The organism is uncultured Kordia sp. (assembly GCF_947489565.1).
In the GTDB taxonomy this organism is placed as follows: Bacteria; Bacteroidota; Bacteroidia; order Flavobacteriales; family Flavobacteriaceae; genus Kordia.
The window spans coordinates 25,768-45,691 of the sequence record NZ_CANLEA010000017.1 but is presented as its reverse complement, the minus strand read 5'-3'; the positions used below and the strand labels follow the sequence as shown (position 1 = coordinate 45,691).

The following is a 19,924-nucleotide window of genomic DNA, read 5'->3' as shown; positions in this document are numbered from 1 at the left end:
TATTATTTATTCTCATTTCTAGGAAAATAGATTCTCATTTCACGGAATCTAGAAATACAGTTCTTGATTTACAGGGTTTTGAAACATACATTTACACCATCAAAAAAAATCTGATTGCTAAAATAACAGTTTTAATTTTAACAAGCGAAATCCTAATAAATAAAAAAACTGCTCATCACTACAACTCAGATTTATAACATAAAGTATAACCTTTAATAAAAATAGTATGGCATTAGAAAATTTAATTAGCATTGAGTTTACGGAGGAAGAATTAACAACCCTTGATACACATTTATAAGGTATTCAAAGTGTGCTGACTGGTACAAACCATAAATCTTACACCTGATCAACATAGACAATACGGAAGTATTGGAAATCAAAATTGACTGATTGTAGACAAAGCAAAGAATTATATGGAACAATATCCGAATTGGATAAAGACTATAATGCACGTCATCAAATTGAAAATCGTATTAGGAATTTGTATTGCTCCACTCATTTTTATTGTCATTGTGAAGACACTATCAACCAATCACAATAGAAACAAAGTTGATGAAGGAATTAAAGAAGAATCAATGAAGTGATTTAAACTTTTTGTTTTGTAACGAAAATTAAAGATTTTTTGACCTGATGAAGCTTTTTTTGAGCAACATAGCCATAGCTACGTTACGAAAAAAAGTCAAAATCAGGGTAAAACAAGATGAATTTGCAGTCATAAGAAAAAGTTTAAATCACTTCAATACTTAAAAAAATAGAATTGCCATGAAGTTGATATATAAAAATATACTAATGATATGTGTTTGTTTTTTGAACATGGGAGCCATCTACGGAAGTGAAAATAAGAAAGCTTATAAGAGTATCCAAGAGTTATCAGTACCTAAAAAAATGACGCAAACAGATAGTTTAGCATTGCTGGAACAGAAAGAAAAGTTGATTGCAACATTGCTAGAGAAACAAGAAGCTTTTGAACTGAAGTATTTTATACTCATTGGTGTTCTACTGTTCTTAGTCATACTTTTTGGACTGTTATGTTTATTGAATAAGCGTGGCGATAAGCGCTTGGAAAAGATTGTTTCTCTGTTGGAAAAGAATCAAAAATCCGATGAGAGTAATAGTGAAGTAGCAAAAGATAATACGCTAGATATTGATCCCGTGGTGATTGATGCGATATTAGAAAATTTGAAAGTATTTGAACAAGAAAGAGGATTTTTGAATCCTAAGATTACACTGTATGAGTTTGCAAAGAAGCTTCAAACGAATACAAAATATTTATCGAAAGTGATTAATACGTACAAACTGAAATCGTTTCGAAATTATATCAATGATTTACGAGTTCAGTATAGTATTGAAAGACTTAAACAACATCGTGACTATAGAAATTATACCATGCATGCCATGGCACAAGAAGCAGGTTTTAGCAATAGAGAATCGTTCTCTAAAGCATTTCAAAGAAAAACAGGAGAAAGCGTTTCAGATTTTTTGAAACAAGCTCCTTTAAAATAAGTTAGGTTGATTATTAAACTAAAAAACAGCAATGATAGAAGTATCACGTTGGATTGGGGAATCTTTAGGTAACGCTGTTTTTTAGTTGAACAAAGCGGTACTTGCTATAGGTAGTAAGGCCGCTTTTGTTATTTGATATGTAATGATTTAGATAAAAAAATTAGAATCAGCAATTCGATAATCACAGTTTGTCTTTCTTTTTTTGATGATAAAATGTCTCTAGGTTTGAGTAATTATAAACTCAAAATATATAAGTTATGAAGAAAAAGAATATCAATAGTTTACAACTAAAAAAAGAATCTATTTCTAATCTTAATAATCTATTTGGAGGGAAAGACCCGATTACATTTGAATTTACATGTAATACCGTTCAAATTTGTGCTCCAGGAGATACACAAATTGATTGCGCACCTCTTCCTCCACCTACAAATCCGCCACGACTATCAGATTATTCGTTTTGCCTTGACGAAAACGGACATATACATGCCTGTGTGCCTATTGAATAATAAATTTAAAAACAAAAAAACTCCCAAGCTTTCACTTGGGAGTTTTTCACTTTATAAAGTGTATATAGAAGTCAGGGTTATTGTTTTACGAATTTCTGAATAATCTTCTCTTCTTCATCACTTACTTCTAGCATATATACACCAGACTTAAGTTCTGCTACATTTAATCTTCCATCTTTTAATGTTCCTGCTTTTACAGTTTGACCTAGTAAATTCAAGATTCTGTATGAAGAGTTAATGTTATAGCTTGCCAAGTTCACTGTGATATCTCCACGTGTTACCGTTGGCGTGATTAAGTAATCTCCACTAACTGATCCTTGTGGTCCAGAACGTAATGCTTGTATTCCATTACCAGCACTTCTTATTGCTCTAGCACCACTAATACCTGTAATAGTTACTTGATCAATATATACTTGATCTGCATTAGCACTTGCATCACACTGTACTCTAAATCTTGCGTTAGAAGCAAAGTTAACATCAGAGCTATTTAAAGTAACCGTAGCTGAGTAGAATGTTCCGTTGTTGAAGTTAGTTCCACTAGCATAGGTTGCTACCGTACTCCAAGAAGATCCATTGTAGTAACGTACCCAGAAATCTTCTCCATTTTCCATAGAGTTTGGATAGAAATAGAACTTAAATTCTACTTGATCAAATCCACGTAAGTCAAATGTTTCAGAGGTCATTGCAGATGCAGTTCCTGAGTTGTCACGTAAACGCATTGAGTACGACCCTTCAAATGAGCGAGATCCGCTGTAACGGAAACAATCGCTTCCTCCATCTTGCCATCCGTCAAGACCCGTTTCAAAGAATCCTTCGTGTAATAATGTAGTTCCTCCAGTTTGACATGGTGCACAAGATGAACCTCCACAGTCAACGCCTGTTTCATCTCCATTTTGAATTCCATCGTCACATGTTGGTGCTGGTGGTGGTGTGCTTCCTAAACAGAAGTCTGTTGTTTCAGACGATCCAAAACTTCCTCCAGACTTAATTTGTCCGTCAGGTCCTGTTAAAGTATATGATCCATTTCCGAAAGAACAGCAAATTCCGTCTCCGTATGCATCATTAATTACAAATGTATAGCAATCGTTTGGTAAACATAATGTTTCTGTAACTGTAGAACCATCTGGGTTTGCCGTAGAATAGCTATCAGAAGCTACTGTAGTTCCTCCGTCAGTTACAAGAGACCAAGAAGTTTCTTCTGGATAATTGTCAAATGTAATTGTTAAAGTTACTTCGTTGTCTGAGCAACCTGATTGACATGGTGCACAAGATGAACCTCCACAGTCAACGCCTGTTTCGTCTCCATTTTGAATTCCATCATTACATGTTGGTGGCGGTGGCGGTGTAGAACCACATTTGTCAGATAAAGCTAAACTTCTTCTAAAACCTCCAACGTCTAAGACAGCACGCATACGCGCTTTTTGTCCTTGCGTAAATAAGTTCATACATGAATCGTTTGAGTAATCCATATAGTTTTCAACCATATCTGTAGATCCACAAGAAACATTGTTTGTTGGACATCCACTAGAAGGAGCTTGTTGTGTTGGTGTATCAGATACGAAGTCATTTCCACAGTTAGCATCTCCCCAAATATGTCTTAAATTTAAATAGTGTCCTATTTCGTGCGTTGTAGTTCTTCCTCCATCAAATGGTGCAGAAACATTTCCAACTCTTCCAAAATAATTATATGCCATTACAACTCCATCAGTTGCTGCACTTCCTCCTGGGAATTGAGCATATCCTAAAATAGTTCTTCCTCCACTTGTCATTTGTGGTACAACCCACATATTTAAGTATTCTGAAGTATTCCATGGATTCACTCCTCCTTGAGACGAGCTTTTCATAGCGTCATTAGTTCCCCAATCTACTCTAGTCGTAGATTTTCTTGTAATTCCTGTCGTAGCATTTCCATTAGGATCAACTGTTGCTAAGCAGAATTGAATTTCAGTATCTGCAGCTTGTGACCATCTATTATCAGCATCAGGATTTGTTCTTCTAAAATCTTCATTAATAACATCCATTTGCGACTGAATTTGCGCCACACTAATGTTATTCGTAGAATTTGTGTACAGTACATGCACTACTACTGGAATAGTAATAACATTTCCTGAAATACTTTCTTGCGTTCCATTCTGTTGAATACGCTGTCTTGTAAAATCTTCAATTTCTTGCATTCGCTGTTCTAATTGCGGATCAAGTTGTTGTCGATGTTCTAAGTTATCCATCGTTGCGCATTCACGATCTTGCGCGAAGATCGTTCCTACAAATAAAAAACTCAATAAGAGTAGAGTAATTTGTTTTTTCATAAAATTAAGTATTTGATTAGCCAATTGTTTTTAACATAGTGTCAAAAACGCATCAAATATGTTAAAATTTTATGAATTATCCGTTAAAACACATATTTTTTCGATGAAATACGCGAAAATTTTCGAGTTTATGTACGAATTATCTATTTTATAATTAGCTGATAATCTGTAAATTACCCATAGGAATTGTAGACTATGTAGAATGAATCTAATTTTTGATAAATTCATAAAAAAAATGCCACATTTTTAAGAATATGGCATTTTTAGGTATGTTATTTTATATTATTTACAAATTACGCGATCTTCATTTCAGGAATTTCACCTTTTATGATTAAGTTTCCTTCGGTAGCATTTTTAATTTCCTCTACAGATACACCTGGAGCTCTTTCTATGAGTTGAAATCCTTCTGGTGTCACATCTAAAACAGCTAGGTTTGTGACTATTTTTTTAACACAACCCAAACCTGTAATCGGTAAGGTACATTTTTTTAAAATCTTAGAAGCGCCTCTTTTATTGGTATGCATCATAGCTACAATGATATTTTCTGCAGAAGCCACTAAATCCATAGCGCCGCCCATTCCTTTTACCATTTTTCCTGGGATTTTCCAATTGGCAATATCTCCATTTTCTGAAACTTCCATAGCTCCAAGAATTGTTAAGTCTACATGCTTCCCTCGAATCATTGCAAAGCTCAAAGCGGAGTCAAAAAAACTTGCACCAGGTAAGGTCGTTATGGTTTGTTTTCCTGCATTGATGATATCTGCATCTTCTTCTCCTTCAAATGGAAAAGGTCCCATTCCTAAGACGCCATTTTCACTTTGAAATTCTACTTCTATATCTTCTCTAACAAAATTAGCAACCAACGTAGGAATTCCGATTCCTAAATTTACAAAGTAACCGTCTTTTACTTCTCTTGCGATTCTTTTCGCGATTCCATTTTTATCCAGCATATTTTTTAATTTGATAATTCACTAATTTGTGAATTTGACAATGTTTTTTTGTTATGAGTCTAAACTATTTTCTTCAAGCCACCTCATTATCTTTTTTTGGAGGTGACAATAATCTTACTGATTATTTTGATGGAAAAGTCAAAAGTTAGCTTTACAATTATATTTTCCTTATCGTTCCGCATATGTTTTATGAAAGATAATTTTCAAATTAAAACATCTTCAAATCTTCCAATTATCTTTGTCTTACGGTTCTTTGTTCGATTCTTTTTTCATAGTGTGCTCCTTGAAAAATTCGCTGTACAAATATTCCTGGAATATGAATTTGATTTGGATCTAATTCGCCTGCAGGCACCAATTCTTCTACCTCAGCCACGGTAATTTTTGCGGCACCACACATACATGGATTGAAGTTTCGAGCGGTTCCTTTAAAAATTAAATTCCCAGCTTCATCACCTTTCCAAGCTTTTACAAAAGCAAAATCTGCTTCGAAAGCCTTTTCTAAGATGTACATTTTTCCGTTAAATTCTCTTGATTCTTTTCCTTCGGCTACTTCTGTTCCGTATCCTGCTGGTGTATAAAATGCAGGAAATCCTGCTTGCGCAGCTCTACATTTTTCGGCAAGTGTTCCTTGTGGTGTGAGTTCTACATCTAATTCTCCTGATAACATTTGACGTTCAAATTCATCATTTTCTCCTACATACGAGGAAATCATTTTTTTAATTTGACGTTGCTGTAGTAATAAACCAAGACCAAAATCGTCGACACCTGCATTGTTTGAAATACACGTAAGATTCTTTGCGCCAAGCTTTACCAATTCTGCAATTGCATTTTCAGGAATTCCACACAGCCCAAAACCTCCCAACATAAGCGTCATATTATCTGTAACGCCTGCGACTGCTTCTTCTACTGAATTTATCTTTTTATTAATCATCAACCATTATTTTGACTGAAAATTACGAAATTTTTAAAAGATGTTTCTGTTTTTTCAGAATAATTTAAGGCAAATCGAAATCAATACCATCTAGTTTGTCATCATCAGGTTCATCGTCTTTTGAATCGCCTTTTGTAGCAGTTACTTTCGAACAATCGACATTGATGGTCATATCATCTTCATCTGGTTTTGGAAATTTGTCTTTCGATACTGATAATGATTTGTCTGCATAGCATTTTTTCATAAATACCGCCCAAATTGGCAATGCCATCGATGCTCCTTGACCATATGTTGTAGATGCAAAACGAATTTGACGGTCTTCTCCACCAACCCAAGCTCCTGAAATTAAATTTGGAACCATTCCAATAAACCAACCATCACTATTGTTTTGAGTAGTTCCTGTTTTTCCTGCTATTGGATTTTTAAATTCATACGGATATCCTGTCATTATATCTTTGTAAACATGATTTTTTTCCATTCCTTTATGACGCAACCTCCTTCCTGAACCACTTTGGGTTACACCTTCCATTAAGTTTACAACCGTATAGGCAACTTCTTCACTCAATACATCTTTGGTTTCTGGTACAAACTCGTATAAAATAGTTCCGTTTTTGTCTTCAATACGTGTAACAATTACAGGTTTTACATAAACACCTTTGTTTACAAAAGTTCCATATGCGCCCAACATTTCATATAAAGAAATATCAGGTGTTCCTAACGCAATCGATGGCACTTCTTGTATTTCGGCTTCTACGCCTAATCGTTGTGCTAACGAACGCACATTTACAGGACCTACTTTGTCCATTAAACGTGCTGTTACGGTATTTACAGAACTTGCCAACGCACCTTTTAGTGTACGCATGCCTTCGTATTTTCCATCTGAGTTTTTTGGACACCAAGGTTCTAACAATCCATATTTCCCTTCTTCTATACAGTACGGTCCATTTGGCATAGAATCACAAGGCGATAAGTGCAATTGGTCAATGGCAGTAGCATATACAAAAGGTTTAAATGTAGAACCAATTTGACGTGCTCCTTGTCGCACCATGTCATATTTGAAGTTTCTGTAATTAATTCCTCCAACCCAAGCTTTTACTTGTCCAGATTGTGGCTCTAACGACATAAAACTAGCGCGTAAAAAGAATTTCGAATATAATATAGAATCTCGCGGCGTCATGATGGTATCAATGCGCTCGTTTTTGTGTTTCCATGAAAATACAGTCATTGGTGTTTTTCGATCGAATGAAGCAAGAATTTCCTTTTCAGATTTTCCTTCTCTTTTCATGATTTTCCAACGCTCAGAATTTTCTATGGTTCTATCCATTAAGTTATCAATCGTGTTTTGTTCTACATCTACACCAAATGGCGCATTTTTATTACGCTTTTTTGTGTTTTGATGATAGAATTCTGCCTGAAGCTTTCTCATATGTGCTTCCACAGCTTCTTCGGCATATCTTTGCATGCGCGAATCGATTGTTGTGTATATTTTTAATCCATCGAGATAAATATTGTATTCATCACCATTTTCATTTTTAGGATTGTCTTTGATCCACTTTTTCAAGAATCCTTTTAAGTGTTCTCTAAAATACGTTCCCAAACCTTCATTATGCGATTCTGGAGTATAGTTTAACGCTAATGGTAATTTTTGTAGCGAATCTTTTAATTGTTTTGAAATGTATTCGTATTTGTGCATTTGTGCCAATACAACATCTCTTCTTTTCTTCACCTTTTTTGGCCATCTTCTTGGATTGTATAAAGACGAGTTTTTAAACATTCCTACCAACATGGCAGATTCTTCAAGTTTTAAGTCTTTAGGTTCTTTTCCGAAGTAAATACGTGCCGCAGAACGAATTCCATCTGCATTGTTTCCAAAATCGTAGATATTGAAATACATGGCAACGATTTCTTCTTTGGTATACTGACGTTCTAAACGTGTGGCAATGACCCATTCTTTGATTTTTTGTGTTCCTGCTTGGAAGATATTTCTTGATCGAACACCCACAAATAATTGACGTGCTAATTGTTGCGAAATGGTACTTGCTCCACCTTTGCTTCCTAAATATGCAAATGCTCTTATAGTTCCGCGTACATCAATTCCAGAATGATCGTGGAAACGTGCATCTTCGGTTGCAATTAATGCATTCACCAAATCTTTAGGTAATTCTTTATAATCAACAGGCGTTCTGTTATCTTTTAAGTAATATTTTCCGAGTACTTTTCCATCAGCAGAAATTACTTGTGATGCTAAGTTTGTTTGCGGATTTTCTAAGATTTCAAAAGACGGCATTTCTCCTAAAAATCCCCAAGAAGCTAATAAAAATAATAAGAAGATACCTGCAATTCCACTTGCAAATAAAATCCAAAACCATTTGACGAACTTTCTAAATTTACTAGGTTTTTTTTCTTTCTTTTTGACTTGCTTTTTTGCCATTTCAATACGTTGTTTGCACTAATTTTTTTCGATTCTAAAGCCAACCTCTGAGATTCCCTTTAAGCTTTGGACTCCTTGAGGTTCATTAATTTTTCGCATGGCTTGTTGTATGGTTACTTCATAGGTTCCTTTGTAAGGAAAGGGTACATTTTCTTGATACCAAAGTTTACTTTCTTTGGTGGTCATACCAGCACCAAGCCATTTTCCATCGGGTGCTGCCATGTCATACTCTAAAGTATCAGAAACAACATTTCCATTTGGAAAGTTCATGTTTACGATAAGAAATAGGTTCCGAAATTCGTATTCGTTTGTATTTCTCACGTTGATAAACAAGTTGTATTTGTTTATCGTGTCTGGCTGTTGGAATTTGAAATGTAAAGGTGTGTCTTTGTCCCAAGAAGTTCCTGTAGAAACATATTGGTCGAATACACGATTGCCATCACAAGAAATAAATAGTAGTGTACAAAGAATACATACTAAAAATGCGTACTTATTTGGACTTTGCATTTTTGTTCGATTTTTTACGTCTGTTGTTATTCTTGTTCCCAGTGTTTTTTGGTCCTCTAGCATTGTCATTTTGCTGTTTAGGCTTGTTGCTATTTTTGTTACGAGGATTGTTCTTTGCACTGTTGTTGCCTTTTTTGCCTGCGTTTGCTGCTTTTTGTTTTTGGTTGTTATTATTTTTTGCAGTTGCACCAGCTTTGGCATTGTTGTTTCTAGGCTTTTTCTTGTTTTGAGCGCCTCTTCTTTTTCGATTTCGAGTGGGTTTCTTATCAAATCGAGTAAGACTATCTTGTCCTACAACGTTTTCAAAGTCTGTTTTAGTATCTTCTTCAATAAGTTCAATTGCATACTCTTCTAAACTTATTACTTTTTCTTTTTTTGTATTGAGTTCAATGATTTCATTAGCCTGCTCTGTAGTGAGTTTATGCCAATTCATCCATTCGCCTTCATACGCATACCAAATATGTCCTTTAAAGATATCTGTTTTTTGGCAAACAGCTGTTCCTTTTTCGGTATAGAGTTTTACGTCACTTTTTGGAAATTGTTGCAAAGCTTCTAAATACGCATCCAATTCAAAGTTTAAACAGCATTTTAATTTTCCGCATTGTCCTGCCAATTTTTGAGGATTTAAGGAAAGTTGCTGATATCTGGCTGCAGCTGTATTTACAGAACGAAAATCGGTCAACCAAGTGGAACAACACAATTCACGTCCGCAAGAGCCAATTCCGCCCAAGCGAGCTGCTTCTTGACGAAAACCAATTTGGCGCATTTCAATACGAATGCTAAAGGCTTTTGCCATGTCTTTAATCAACTGACGAAAATCTACACGATCTTCTGCAGTGTAATAAAACGTAGCTTTAGAACCATCTCCTTGAAATTCTACATCCGAGATTTTCATTTGCAGACCAAGTGCAATGGCCAATTCACGCGAACGTTTTTTTATAGCTTCTTCTCTATCACGTGCACGCGACCAAACATCGATATCTTTTTGCGATGCTTTTCGATATACTTTTTTGATTTCTTCACTTTCAAGGCTTACTTTTTTCTTACGCATTTGCACACGTACCAATTCGCCTGTAAGGGTTACAATACCCACATCATGTCCTGGAGAAGCTTCGGTAGCTACAATATCTCCTATGCTGAGTGTTAAATTCTCTGTATTTCTATAAAAATGCTTTCTACTGTTTTTAAAGCGCACCTCAATACAATCAAATGGAGCTTGATTGCTAGGCAGCGACATATTTGATAACCAATTGAATACTGTTAGCTTATTACAGCTATCAGTGCCACAAGTTCCATTGTTTTTGCAGCCTCTGGGTTGACCATCTTTACCAGTTGAACAACTGTTACAACTCATATTTTTATATATAGAATCTGCAATTCGGGATATGCAGATGTAGGGTTCGTATTCTTTCTCTAAAAATGTAAAGATAGGATTATTTCTGTAGCATCGAAAATCTACTTTTTATACTTCAATACTTCCGATCGTCCTTTTTTAAAGATTTTGTTGCTAACTTCTTTCCCTTTTCGAAGTTCTTTTTGCACTTCTTTTGGCAAACTGTGTATTTCTTTACAGTCGGCAGAACAGCATTCATTCATGTTTTCGGCGCAGGATTCGCATTGAATAAATAGTAAATGACATGCTTCGTTTGCGCAGTTTACATGCGTATCACAAGGATTTCCACATTGATGGCAATTGGCAATGATATCATCAGAAATTCGCTCGCCTCTTCGGTGATCGAACACAAAGTTTTTTCCAATAAATTTATTTTCTAAGTTTTGTGATTCTACCTGACGTGCGTAATTAATAATTCCGCCTTCTAGTTGATATACTTTTTGGAAACCTTTGTGTTTAAAATATGCGCTTGCTTTTTCACAACGAATTCCACCTGTACAATACATAACAAGGTTTTTGTCTTCTTTGTGTTCTTTTAAGTCGTCTTCTATGATAGGTAATGATTCTCTAAATGTATCTACATCCGGTGTAATGGCACCTTGAAAATGACCAATTTCACTTTCGTAATGGTTTCTCATATCTACCAAAATAGTATTTTCATCATCGAGCAATTCATTAAATTTGGCAGCAGCTACGTGTGTTCCTTTATCCGTTACATCAAAGTTTTCGTCATTCAGTCCGTCTGCAACAATCTTATCTCTTACTTTCACTTTTAGCTTTAGGAATGACTTGTTATCTTGCTCAATCGCCACATTCAATCGTACATTTTCTAAAAATGAAATTGTATCTAAATGTTCTTTAAAGGTGTTGAAATTTTCGGCAGGCACAGAAAGTTGTGCGTTTATACCTTCATACGATACATAAATTCGACCTAGAACTTCTATACTGTCCCAATTAATGAATAAGTGATTTCTTAAAATTTCTGGATTTCCGATGTGTGCGTATTTGTAGAAAGATATCGTCATACGGTCTTTACCGGCTTTTTCGATCAATTCCGCTCTTTCCTTCGCACTTAATTTATTGTACAGTTGCATGCTATATCAATTTTTTAAGTTAAAGCGTATATTTTCGGCAAAAATACATTTTTTACTTAATTCACCATATTTTTTAAAGAATAGATATTTAGTCCTTAAAAAAATATTTTGCTATTTTCTTCAAATTCAAAATTTTACGTATTTAAATTACGGAAATAACTTACTTTTTTATTTCTTGATTTTTTTACATTGCAGTATAACCAATAAAATATTTATCATGAACATTAAAAAAGTAATGCTAAAAACGAGCATTTTAGCAGCCATTGCTCTGATGTGCTTTAATTGTACTAGCAATGAAGTAGAAAATTCAGATTTACGTGAAGAAGCTTTAGATTTTGAATCTTATAAAATAGATTTTGGAAAATCATTCATTGATCTTTCTAAAGACAATCGTTTTAAAGATTTGACACAAGAAGAGATTTTAAAAATCTTAGATCATTATTCTCCAGGAGAAGTTAATACTGCAAAAGCCAATTGTTCAAACTGCGTGCATCATGTTCGCGGATTTGACAATCGTTTAATGCCCGTAGACTCAGGCTGCCCAGTTACTTACAAATGGACAAATACAGGATGTCTTGGCGGAAAGAAAAAACTAATTAACACCTGTACACCTTCCGTTGGATCGGCTGTAATTATGGACACTGGTATTACTGAAGGACATGTAGCTTATGTGCAATCGGTAGTTCTTATTAATCCAAATCCACCACAATATGCCATAAAAATTAATGAAGGAAACAGACCTTCGGGTACTTGTAGAACTATTTGGATTTCCAGTACAGATTCGGAAGTTTTAGGATATCAAAATCCAAATATTGGAATTAATTGTTCAAATACGCCATTTTATACTTGTTCTGCTCCTTTTAGTAGTTGTAATTAATCAAAAAACAACGCTTATAAAAAAAATAGCGCGCTTATAAACTTTGTTCGGTATTATTAAGTCAAAAAATGTACTTTAGTTTTTGTAGATAGCATTACAGTAGGCGTTTTTGGTAGAAAGTATTGTAAAAAATAGAAGAAAAGAAGATGAAAAGCATGTTTTTTTACATTCAAAATAACTTTTTACTGCAACTACGGGAAAAATAAAAGCGCTTCTATGTGGACAGAAGCGCTCTTACTAGCTAATTCATTGTTAATATTAAATTTCTCTATTAAAGAATAGAATTAACAATGAAGCTAGCCACCGTCAAGCCTGCAATTCCCAAATAATGGAACTGTAGCATTATCTCGTGTATTGTAAATAAATCTGTTTGAAACTCTCATTTTTTATAAGCAATTTTACTCAATAGATGTCCAATTTTTGAAAAGGTTGCGTCGGATTATAGATTTTTTTGAGTCGATTTATTTAAAATGAGAAATCGCGAATTGTTTTCAGCGAAAAGAAATAGTAATTTAGCATCGTTCAAATTAATAGAAAATTGACATAATGAGTTCAGATAAAGAAAAAGAAGCAAAGTTAAAAGCATTAAAACTTACCTTAGACAAATTAGACAAAACCTACGGAAAAGGTTCTGTGATGAAATTGGGTGATTCTGTTGTAGAAGAAGTAGATACGATTCCAACAGGTTCACTAGGTTTAGACATTGCTTTAGGAGTTGGTGGATATCCAAGAGGAAGAGTGATTGAGATTTATGGTCCTGAATCTTCTGGTAAAACTACCTTGACTTTACATGCAATGGCAGAAGCACAAAAGAAAGGCGGAATTGCTGCTTTTATTGATGCAGAGCACGCTTTTGATCGTTTTTATGCTGAAAGTTTAGGTGTTGATATTGACAATTTAATTATTTCGCAACCAGATCACGGAGAGCAAGCTTTAGAAATTGCTGATAATTTGATCCGTTCTGGAGCTATTGATATTGTTGTGATTGACTCGGTAGCAGCATTGACACCAAAAAGTGAGATTGAAGGTGAAATGGGAGATTCTAAAATGGGATTACATGCGCGTTTAATGTCTCAAGCTTTGCGTAAGTTGACAGCTTCTATTAGCAAAACCAATTGTACGGTAATCTTCATTAACCAGTTACGTGAAAAAATTGGTGTAATGTTCGGTAATCCAGAAACAACAACTGGTGGAAACGCTTTAAAATTCTATGCTTCTGTTCGTTTAGATATCAGACGTTCTACACAAATTAAAGGAACTGATGGCGAAGTAAAAGGAAACAAAACACGTGTAAAAGTTGTAAAAAATAAAGTAGCACCACCATTTAAAACTGTTGAATTTGACATTATGTATGGAGCTGGTGTTTCTAAAGTAGGAGAAATTTTAGATATCGGAGTAAATTATGAAATCGTAAAGAAAAGTGGTTCATGGTTTAGTTATGGTGACTCTAAATTAGGACAAGGACGTGATGCTGTAAAAACGTTACTAGAAGACAATCCAGAATTATTGGAAGAACTAGAAATTAAAATAAAAGAAGCTATTGCAAATAGCTAAAAAATTATACTAATTATAATAGAATTTATATTGTATTATAATTTATATATCATAAAAAAATCCCTTATCGGGATTTTTTTTATTTTTAGACGCAACCTTTTACTAATTTATACATCTACTTGAAAAGTAGTTTATTATTTTGATTATGAAGAAGATATTATTTTTAGCTTTGATAATGAGCTCGATGGTTTTCAATTCATGCGCAGTTGACGATGGTTTATCAGATGTTCAATTTCAATTTGAGCTTATTCCTATTGACAGTGTTGAAATACCTTTAGCTTTTAACCTTGGAAGTACGCATACCATCAGCGTTACTTACAAACGTCCATCTACTTGTCATTCATTCAGCAATTTTGAATATGTACAACAATCTGGAAACGTTAGAACTGTTGCCGTAGTAAATTTTGTAACTATTGGAACAAACTGCGAAACATTAGAAGAAGAATTTAAAACCGAAACATTTAGCTTTAATGCGCTTGCTGTTGAACCATATACATTTAAATTCTGGCAAGGAAGAGATGATGAAGGAGAAGATATGTACTTGGTATATGAAGTACCTGTCAACAACAACTAAATTATAAGCTACTAAGAAAAACCAATAAAACGAGTGAGTTTAGAACAACTCATACATAATTGTAAGAATAACGACCGTGATGCACAAGCACAATTGTATAGAGAATATGCCAAAAAACTCTACGCTACAAGCTTAAAGTACTCTCGGAACAAGCTTGAAGCGGAAGATAATCTGCAAGATAGTTTTATGGTTATTTTTGAAAAAATTGGTCAATACAATTTCAAAGGCTCGTTTGAAGGTTGGCTTAGAAGAATTACCGTAAACACCGTGCTTCAAAAATACAGAAGTAAAGGTGTTTTTGAAGTTGTAAATGAACGTGTACTGAAAGAAGAAGCAGTAACCGTATATGAAGAAGATGTCTCATTAGATTATTTATTGAGCATCGTACAAGAATTACCCGATCGATATAGATTGGTATTTAATTTATATGTTCTTGATGATTATTCGCATCAAGAAATTGCTGAAATGTTAGGCATTTCGCAAGGAACTTCGAAGTCAAACTTAGCAAGAGCACGTATGATTTTGAAGAACAAAGTAGAATCGTTTAAAAAAAAAATCGCCATCAATGAGTGATCAAAATAATATAGATAATTTCTTTCGGAACCGTTTCAAAGATTTTGAAGCATCTCCCGCTCCCGATTTATGGGATAAAATTTCCGGTAGATTAGATGAAAAGGAGGCTGAGGAGAAAAAAGGAGGCATTGTGTTATTGCCTTGGTTGTATAAAGCTGCTGGAATTGCCGCTGCTATTGCTTTACTGTTTTTTATAGGAACAAAATTTATAGGTGACAATGGTCCAGGAATTGATTCTGAAAATCAAACTACCTCGACTACAAATGACAATTCATCCAACAATGACGCGAACAAAACCAATAACAATTCGCAGGTAACAGACACGAACAATAATAATTCTGAGCAAAATTCAACGCAAGATAAAAATGATACTTCGCCAGAAGATGCCATACAAAATAAAGAGCAAATTGCGAATGAGAATACTATCAACAACGACGTAAATAAACTTGAAAACGGAAAAGATAGTACTGTTCAAAAAGGAAGTGCCTTGCAAAAGGTTCAAAATGCGGTTGCGCAACAAAATGAAAATCAAAACACTTCAAACAATAGTGTCAACACAACTACGCTTCAAAATAAAAATATAGGAACTCAAGAAAATGCAGTTGCAAATAATACCAAAGGTTCAGATAATCAAATAGGAAACGATAAGATTAAAGGACAAGAGCATATTTCTAACAAAATTGAAGCAAATGCAGTTGCAAATAATACCAAGAATGGTTCGGAAAGTAATCACAAAAATACCGTAAAAGGTTCTGAAGCAAATTCGAATGCAAATGCAATTACGAATAAGAATTCATCTGCTGTAGCACAAAACGATACACAGTCAAATTCAAATCCGACAGAAACTACCAATTCAAAAAGTAACACTGCTGATGCTACTACGAATTCAGAAACGACAAATACTGAAACGGCAGTTGCGGATACACAAAAAGAAGAAAAAGACGAAATTAAAAGATCTATTTTAGATGTTATTAATGATTTACATGACTTAGAAAAAGACAAAACAGAAGTAGCAGAAACCAACATAAGCAAATGGACCATTTCACCAAATGCTTCACCTGTATATTACAATACACTTAGCAATGGTTCTCCAATTGATGAAACGTTTGCTGACAATTCTAAAACAGGTGATATTAATTTAAGTTACGGTGTAAATGTTGGTTATGACATTACTGATAGACTTACGGTTCGTTCTGGAATTCATAGAGTAGAATACAGCTACAACACTAAAGATATTGCGTTGGTTCCTTCTTTTGATGGACCAGAATTGACAACGATTCAATTTAAAAATAGCAATGCTGGGTTTAACATTCAAGATCGTCAAGCACCAACAGGTGAAACTTTTTCACAGTATCAATTTCCAACAACGGAAACATCTACAATCTTTCAAAAACAAATTGAAGGAGACTTAAGTCAGCGTATGAGTTATATAGAAGTTCCTGTAGAACTTAAGTATGCTGTATTAGATAAAAAATTAGGAATTAATGTTATTGGCGGTGTAAGTACACTGTTACTAACAGAGAATAGTATCATATTAGATTCTCCGGAGTTATTAACCGAATTAGGAGAAGCTACCAATGTAAATGATGTGAGTTTTAGCACGAATATTGGAATCGGGATTGATTATAAATTTTCCGATCAATTGGAGTTCAACTTAGAACCAATGCTAAAATATCAGTTAAATGCATTTTCAGGAAATACTGGCAACTTTAACCCTTACTCAGTAGGAGTTTATACAGGAGTCAGTTTTAGGTTTTAGTTTTTTAGTTGGTTAGGTATATGCCATTATACCTTAAAAGCAGTGATGTTTGCCAAAAACCGTTTTCTTATTTTTAATAGGAAAGCGGTTTTTTTATGAAATGCCATACGCAGTCAATTCATTCAAAATGATTTCTCTTGCAGTTTTACTCATCTCTTTTTTGTCAGCGACTTCTTTGCCTTCTGTACTTAAAAATGAATGAATAGTTACACGCATACGTCCTGGAGATCCTTGGAAAAAAGAATACGGAAATCGTATTTTATTATCTGCAAAAGTCATTGGCACCACAGGAATTTGATGCTCTATTGCCAAACGAAATGCGCCATCTTTAAAATTGTCTAATACAATATCTTCTTTAGGAACGCCGCCTTCTGGAAAAATACAAATACTCATTCCTTGGCTTAGACGTTCTTGTGCGCTGTCGTATACTGCTTTTCGACTTCTAGGACTTCCTCTATCTACTAAAATACAAGTACGCTTATAAAAGAAACCAAAAATTGGAATCTTAGAAAGTTCTTTTTTACCTACAAATACAAATGGATTTTTAGAAGCTAACAACATCAACATGATATCTGTCATACTCGTATGATTTGCAATCAGCATATAACTTTTACCCTTAATGATTTCTTCTTCTCGCTTAAACTTCGGAAAGAAACCCATTCCATATAAAATAGGTCTTGCCCATAAATTTCTGGCAACCCAAAAAAACTGCGGATACAATTTTTCACTTGTAGTAAATAATAACAAGAATGGAAAAAATATAAGTATAGGAATAAGCACTAAAAGGTAAAACCAAATGCGCCACAAAATTCTTCCAATATTTTTTATTAAAGTCATCTCAGCGCCAAAAATACACTAAAGTTTCGAAAATGCATTTAAATTTTATTTTTATGAAACGAAGCATGACAATTTTTAAAAAATTCTTTATAAATGAAGTACATTTGTCAAAATTTCATAATTAAAAAATACCAATGGCAAGAATACTTACAGGAATTCAAAGCACAGGAACTCCACATTTGGGGAATCTTTTAGGTGCAATTATCCCAGCAATTGAGATGTCTGAAAATGCGGATAATAATTCTTTTCTGTTTATTGCAGACATGCATTCACTTACGCAGATTAAAGACGGAGAAACGCTTAGAGAAAACACCTATAGAACTGCGGCAACCTGGCTTGCATTTGGTTTAGATATTGATAAAACTGTTTTCTACCGTCAAAGTGATATCCCACAAGTAACAGAGCTTGCATGGTATTTAAATTGTTTTTTCCCTTTTTCAAGACTCGAATTAGCACATTCTTTTAAAGATAAATCCGATCGCTTAAGTGATGTTAACGCTGGACTATTTACGTATCCGATGTTAATGGCGGCCGATATTTTATTATATGATGCAGAAATTGTTCCCGTAGGAAAAGATCAAGAACAGCACTTGGAATTTACACGAGATGTTGCTTCAAGGTTTCATACCAAAATGGGAGAAACATTTGTAATGCCTTCAGTAAAGTTTAGAGAAGAAACAATGCTCGTTCCTGGAACCGATGGAACTAAGATGAGTAAGAGTAAAAATAACGTAATTGATATTTTTCAAACCGATAAAAAGCTTCGCAAGCAAGTAATGGGAATCAAAACGGATAGTACACCTATGGAAGATCCGAAAGATCCTGATACAGATAATGTATTTGCATTATACAAGCTTTTAGCTAGTGATGAGCAAATTGCAACAATGCGTCAAAATTATACAGGTGGAAATTACGGATACGGACATGCAAAACAAGCACTCTTTGAGCTGATTGTAGAAAAGTTTGCGACACAACGTGAACGTTTTAATCACTATATGGAAAACAAAAACGAAATTGATGCTGCTTTAGCAGTTGGTGCCGAAAAAGCGCACAAAGTAGCAAACGAAGTTTTAGCAAGAGTACGAAAAAAGGTAGGTTATTAATACCCTACCTTTTCATTATTTCATAACTCACTTTTTCAATAATGAGTGCTTCATAAGCAAAGATTTCATGATAATCGTAACTTATACGCTCGTAGCCTCCATAACGCCAATCTTTTCCCCAAGAGTTTTTAATAATAAACCCTTCTGAATCGTATCCAACAATGGTGACTACATGACCTCCATACGGATTATAATTCGGCGTTATCTTTACTGTTTTATCAAAAGTTACTAGTCTTTTATTAATTCTATCATTCAAATCTGGATACTTTTCTTTGAGTTCAGAGTGTTTTGCGTAAGAACCATTCTGGAGTAAAACTCCATAACCATCATCAGGAGTAATTGTCGTGTACTTATTAGATGTATAGTTATTCCATGCTGGCTGATATAACTCATAAGACACAGGAATTGCTTTTATGCCTTTATCCAACAACTCTTTTAGATATTTCACATTTTTACTCTCTTTTTCTCCTAAATATTTATACGAATCTAAGTTTAATAGTCGTGCCTTATTTTTATGAAGTAAGAAAGAAACTGGTCCAGAAGTAGATTCTGCAAGTGCTTTTCTAATTTCGGAATCTTCATCATTCCATGTACCAGCCATCACTTTAGGATATGGCAATTCTGCCTCTGTTAAAATGCCATATCTATGCAAAGAATATATGTAAGATCTTAAAAAATTACCTCTAGTAATTCCTGTTTCTGCTTCCAATTGTTCGTATTTAAGAGCAGCATATAAAAAGTTTTCACTAATGTCTCTAGGCATATTGGGTAATACTTCTAAAGCTGCTGCCACACCAAATGAACTACAGGAATTACCGTTCCCTTGATTTTTTACAGGTGTTTGCAGTTCTCTATGATTAGTACTCCAAAGCGTTTCGGGGTTTTCAAGTTTTATTTGACTCCAAAGACAATTTACACTTAAAAACAGAATACAAAAAGAAAGTTTTTTCATGGTGTTGGTTGTTATTTTTATGTATTAAATATAAGTAAATACTGAACACTTTTCAAACATAACAAACTAAATAT

At 34.2% G+C, this 19,924-nt stretch carries 17 protein-coding genes; 8 read left to right on the top strand and 9 right to left on the bottom strand.

Features of this window, described 5'->3' with window-relative positions; genetic code table 11:
- Window positions 1-813: 813 nt before the first annotated feature.
- Entirely contained in the window at window positions 814-1,503 is a 690-nt protein-coding gene (locus Q0845_RS20525; protein ID WP_298517166.1) for an AraC family transcriptional regulator, read from the top strand.
- Window positions 1,504-1,760: 257 nt separating this feature from the next.
- Window positions 1,761-2,009: a hypothetical protein gene (locus Q0845_RS20520; protein ID WP_298517164.1), complete on the top strand. Its 249-nt coding sequence runs from the start codon at window positions 1,761-1,763 to the stop codon at window positions 2,007-2,009.
- A gap of 77 nt (window positions 2,010-2,086) precedes the next feature.
- Here the strand turns inward: Q0845_RS20520 and Q0845_RS20515 are convergent, their stop codons facing one another.
- The 7 genes from Q0845_RS20515 to Q0845_RS20485 all read right to left on the bottom strand — a co-directional run bounded on the left by Q0845_RS20515 (window position 2,087) and on the right by Q0845_RS20485 (window position 11,621).
- The gene (locus tag Q0845_RS20515) at window positions 2,087-4,315 is read right to left on the bottom strand and encodes a M43 family zinc metalloprotease (protein ID WP_298517162.1); all 2,229 of its coding nucleotides are present in this window, start codon (window positions 4,313-4,315) and stop codon (window positions 2,087-2,089) included.
- A gap of 293 nt (window positions 4,316-4,608) precedes the next feature.
- Window positions 4,609-5,265 carry a CoA transferase subunit B gene (locus Q0845_RS20510; RefSeq protein WP_298517160.1) on the bottom strand — a complete coding sequence of 219 codons (657 nt, stop codon included), beginning with the start codon at window positions 5,263-5,265 and terminating at the stop codon, window positions 4,609-4,611.
- Between the two features lie 232 nt (window positions 5,266-5,497).
- Window positions 5,498-6,196, bottom strand: coding sequence for a CoA transferase subunit A (locus Q0845_RS20505; protein ID WP_298517158.1), 699 nt, complete (start codon window positions 6,194-6,196; stop codon window positions 5,498-5,500).
- A 64-nt stretch (window positions 6,197-6,260) separates the two neighbouring features.
- Window positions 6,261-8,627: a transglycosylase domain-containing protein gene (locus Q0845_RS20500; protein WP_298517156.1), complete on the bottom strand. Its 2,367-nt coding sequence runs from the start codon at window positions 8,625-8,627 to the stop codon at window positions 6,261-6,263.
- Between the two features lie 18 nt (window positions 8,628-8,645).
- On the bottom strand, window positions 8,646-9,134 hold the full coding sequence (locus Q0845_RS20495; protein ID WP_298517154.1) for a gliding motility lipoprotein GldH: 489 nt from the start codon (window positions 9,132-9,134) through the stop codon (window positions 8,646-8,648).
- Window positions 9,118-10,488, bottom strand: coding sequence for a regulatory iron-sulfur-containing complex subunit RicT (locus Q0845_RS20490; protein ID WP_298517152.1), 1,371 nt, complete (start codon window positions 10,486-10,488; stop codon window positions 9,118-9,120). Before Q0845_RS20490 ends, Q0845_RS20495 begins: the two co-directional genes overlap by 17 nt.
- Before the next feature lie 101 nt (window positions 10,489-10,589).
- Complete coding sequence (locus Q0845_RS20485; RefSeq protein ID WP_298517150.1) at window positions 10,590-11,621, bottom strand: rhodanese-related sulfurtransferase; 1,032 nt, start codon at window positions 11,619-11,621, stop codon at window positions 10,590-10,592.
- 217 nt (window positions 11,622-11,838) lie between these two features.
- Between Q0845_RS20485 and Q0845_RS20480 the strand changes: the two genes are divergently transcribed.
- From Q0845_RS20480 to Q0845_RS20460, 5 genes are all read left to right on the top strand, one after another.
- Complete coding sequence (locus Q0845_RS20480) at window positions 11,839-12,498, top strand: hypothetical protein (protein ID WP_298517148.1); 660 nt, start codon at window positions 11,839-11,841, stop codon at window positions 12,496-12,498.
- 546 nt (window positions 12,499-13,044) lie between these two features.
- Window positions 13,045-14,052 (top strand): recombinase RecA, encoded by a 1,008-nt coding sequence (gene recA / locus Q0845_RS20475; protein ID WP_298517146.1) that lies wholly within the window; start codon window positions 13,045-13,047, stop codon window positions 14,050-14,052.
- A 145-nt stretch (window positions 14,053-14,197) separates the two neighbouring features.
- Window positions 14,198-14,626, top strand: a complete 429-nt coding sequence (locus Q0845_RS20470) for a hypothetical protein (protein ID WP_298517144.1) — start codon at window positions 14,198-14,200, stop codon at window positions 14,624-14,626.
- A 33-nt stretch (window positions 14,627-14,659) separates the two neighbouring features.
- Window positions 14,660-15,199 (top strand): sigma-70 family RNA polymerase sigma factor, encoded by a 540-nt coding sequence (locus tag Q0845_RS20465; protein WP_298517142.1) that lies wholly within the window; start codon window positions 14,660-14,662, stop codon window positions 15,197-15,199.
- On the top strand, window positions 15,192-16,958 hold the full coding sequence (locus Q0845_RS20460; RefSeq protein WP_298517139.1) for a hypothetical protein: 1,767 nt from the start codon (window positions 15,192-15,194) through the stop codon (window positions 16,956-16,958). Before Q0845_RS20465 ends, Q0845_RS20460 begins: the two co-directional genes overlap by 8 nt.
- A 93-nt stretch (window positions 16,959-17,051) precedes the next feature.
- On the opposite strand, the gene Q0845_RS20455 is transcribed toward Q0845_RS20460, so the two are convergent.
- Window positions 17,052-17,795, bottom strand: coding sequence for a 1-acyl-sn-glycerol-3-phosphate acyltransferase (locus Q0845_RS20455; RefSeq protein ID WP_298517137.1), 744 nt, complete (start codon window positions 17,793-17,795; stop codon window positions 17,052-17,054).
- Between the two features lie 134 nt (window positions 17,796-17,929).
- Here Q0845_RS20455 and trpS point away from each other — a divergent pair, with 134 nt between their 5' ends.
- On the top strand, window positions 17,930-18,898 hold the full coding sequence (gene trpS / locus Q0845_RS20450; protein ID WP_298517134.1) for a tryptophan--tRNA ligase: 969 nt from the start codon (window positions 17,930-17,932) through the stop codon (window positions 18,896-18,898).
- A 4-nt stretch (window positions 18,899-18,902) separates the two neighbouring features.
- On the opposite strand, the gene Q0845_RS20445 is transcribed toward trpS, so the two are convergent.
- Window positions 18,903-19,850 carry a C1 family peptidase gene (locus Q0845_RS20445; RefSeq protein ID WP_298517132.1) on the bottom strand — a complete coding sequence of 316 codons (948 nt, stop codon included), beginning with the start codon at window positions 19,848-19,850 and terminating at the stop codon, window positions 18,903-18,905.
- Window positions 19,851-19,924: the final 74 nt, after the last annotated feature.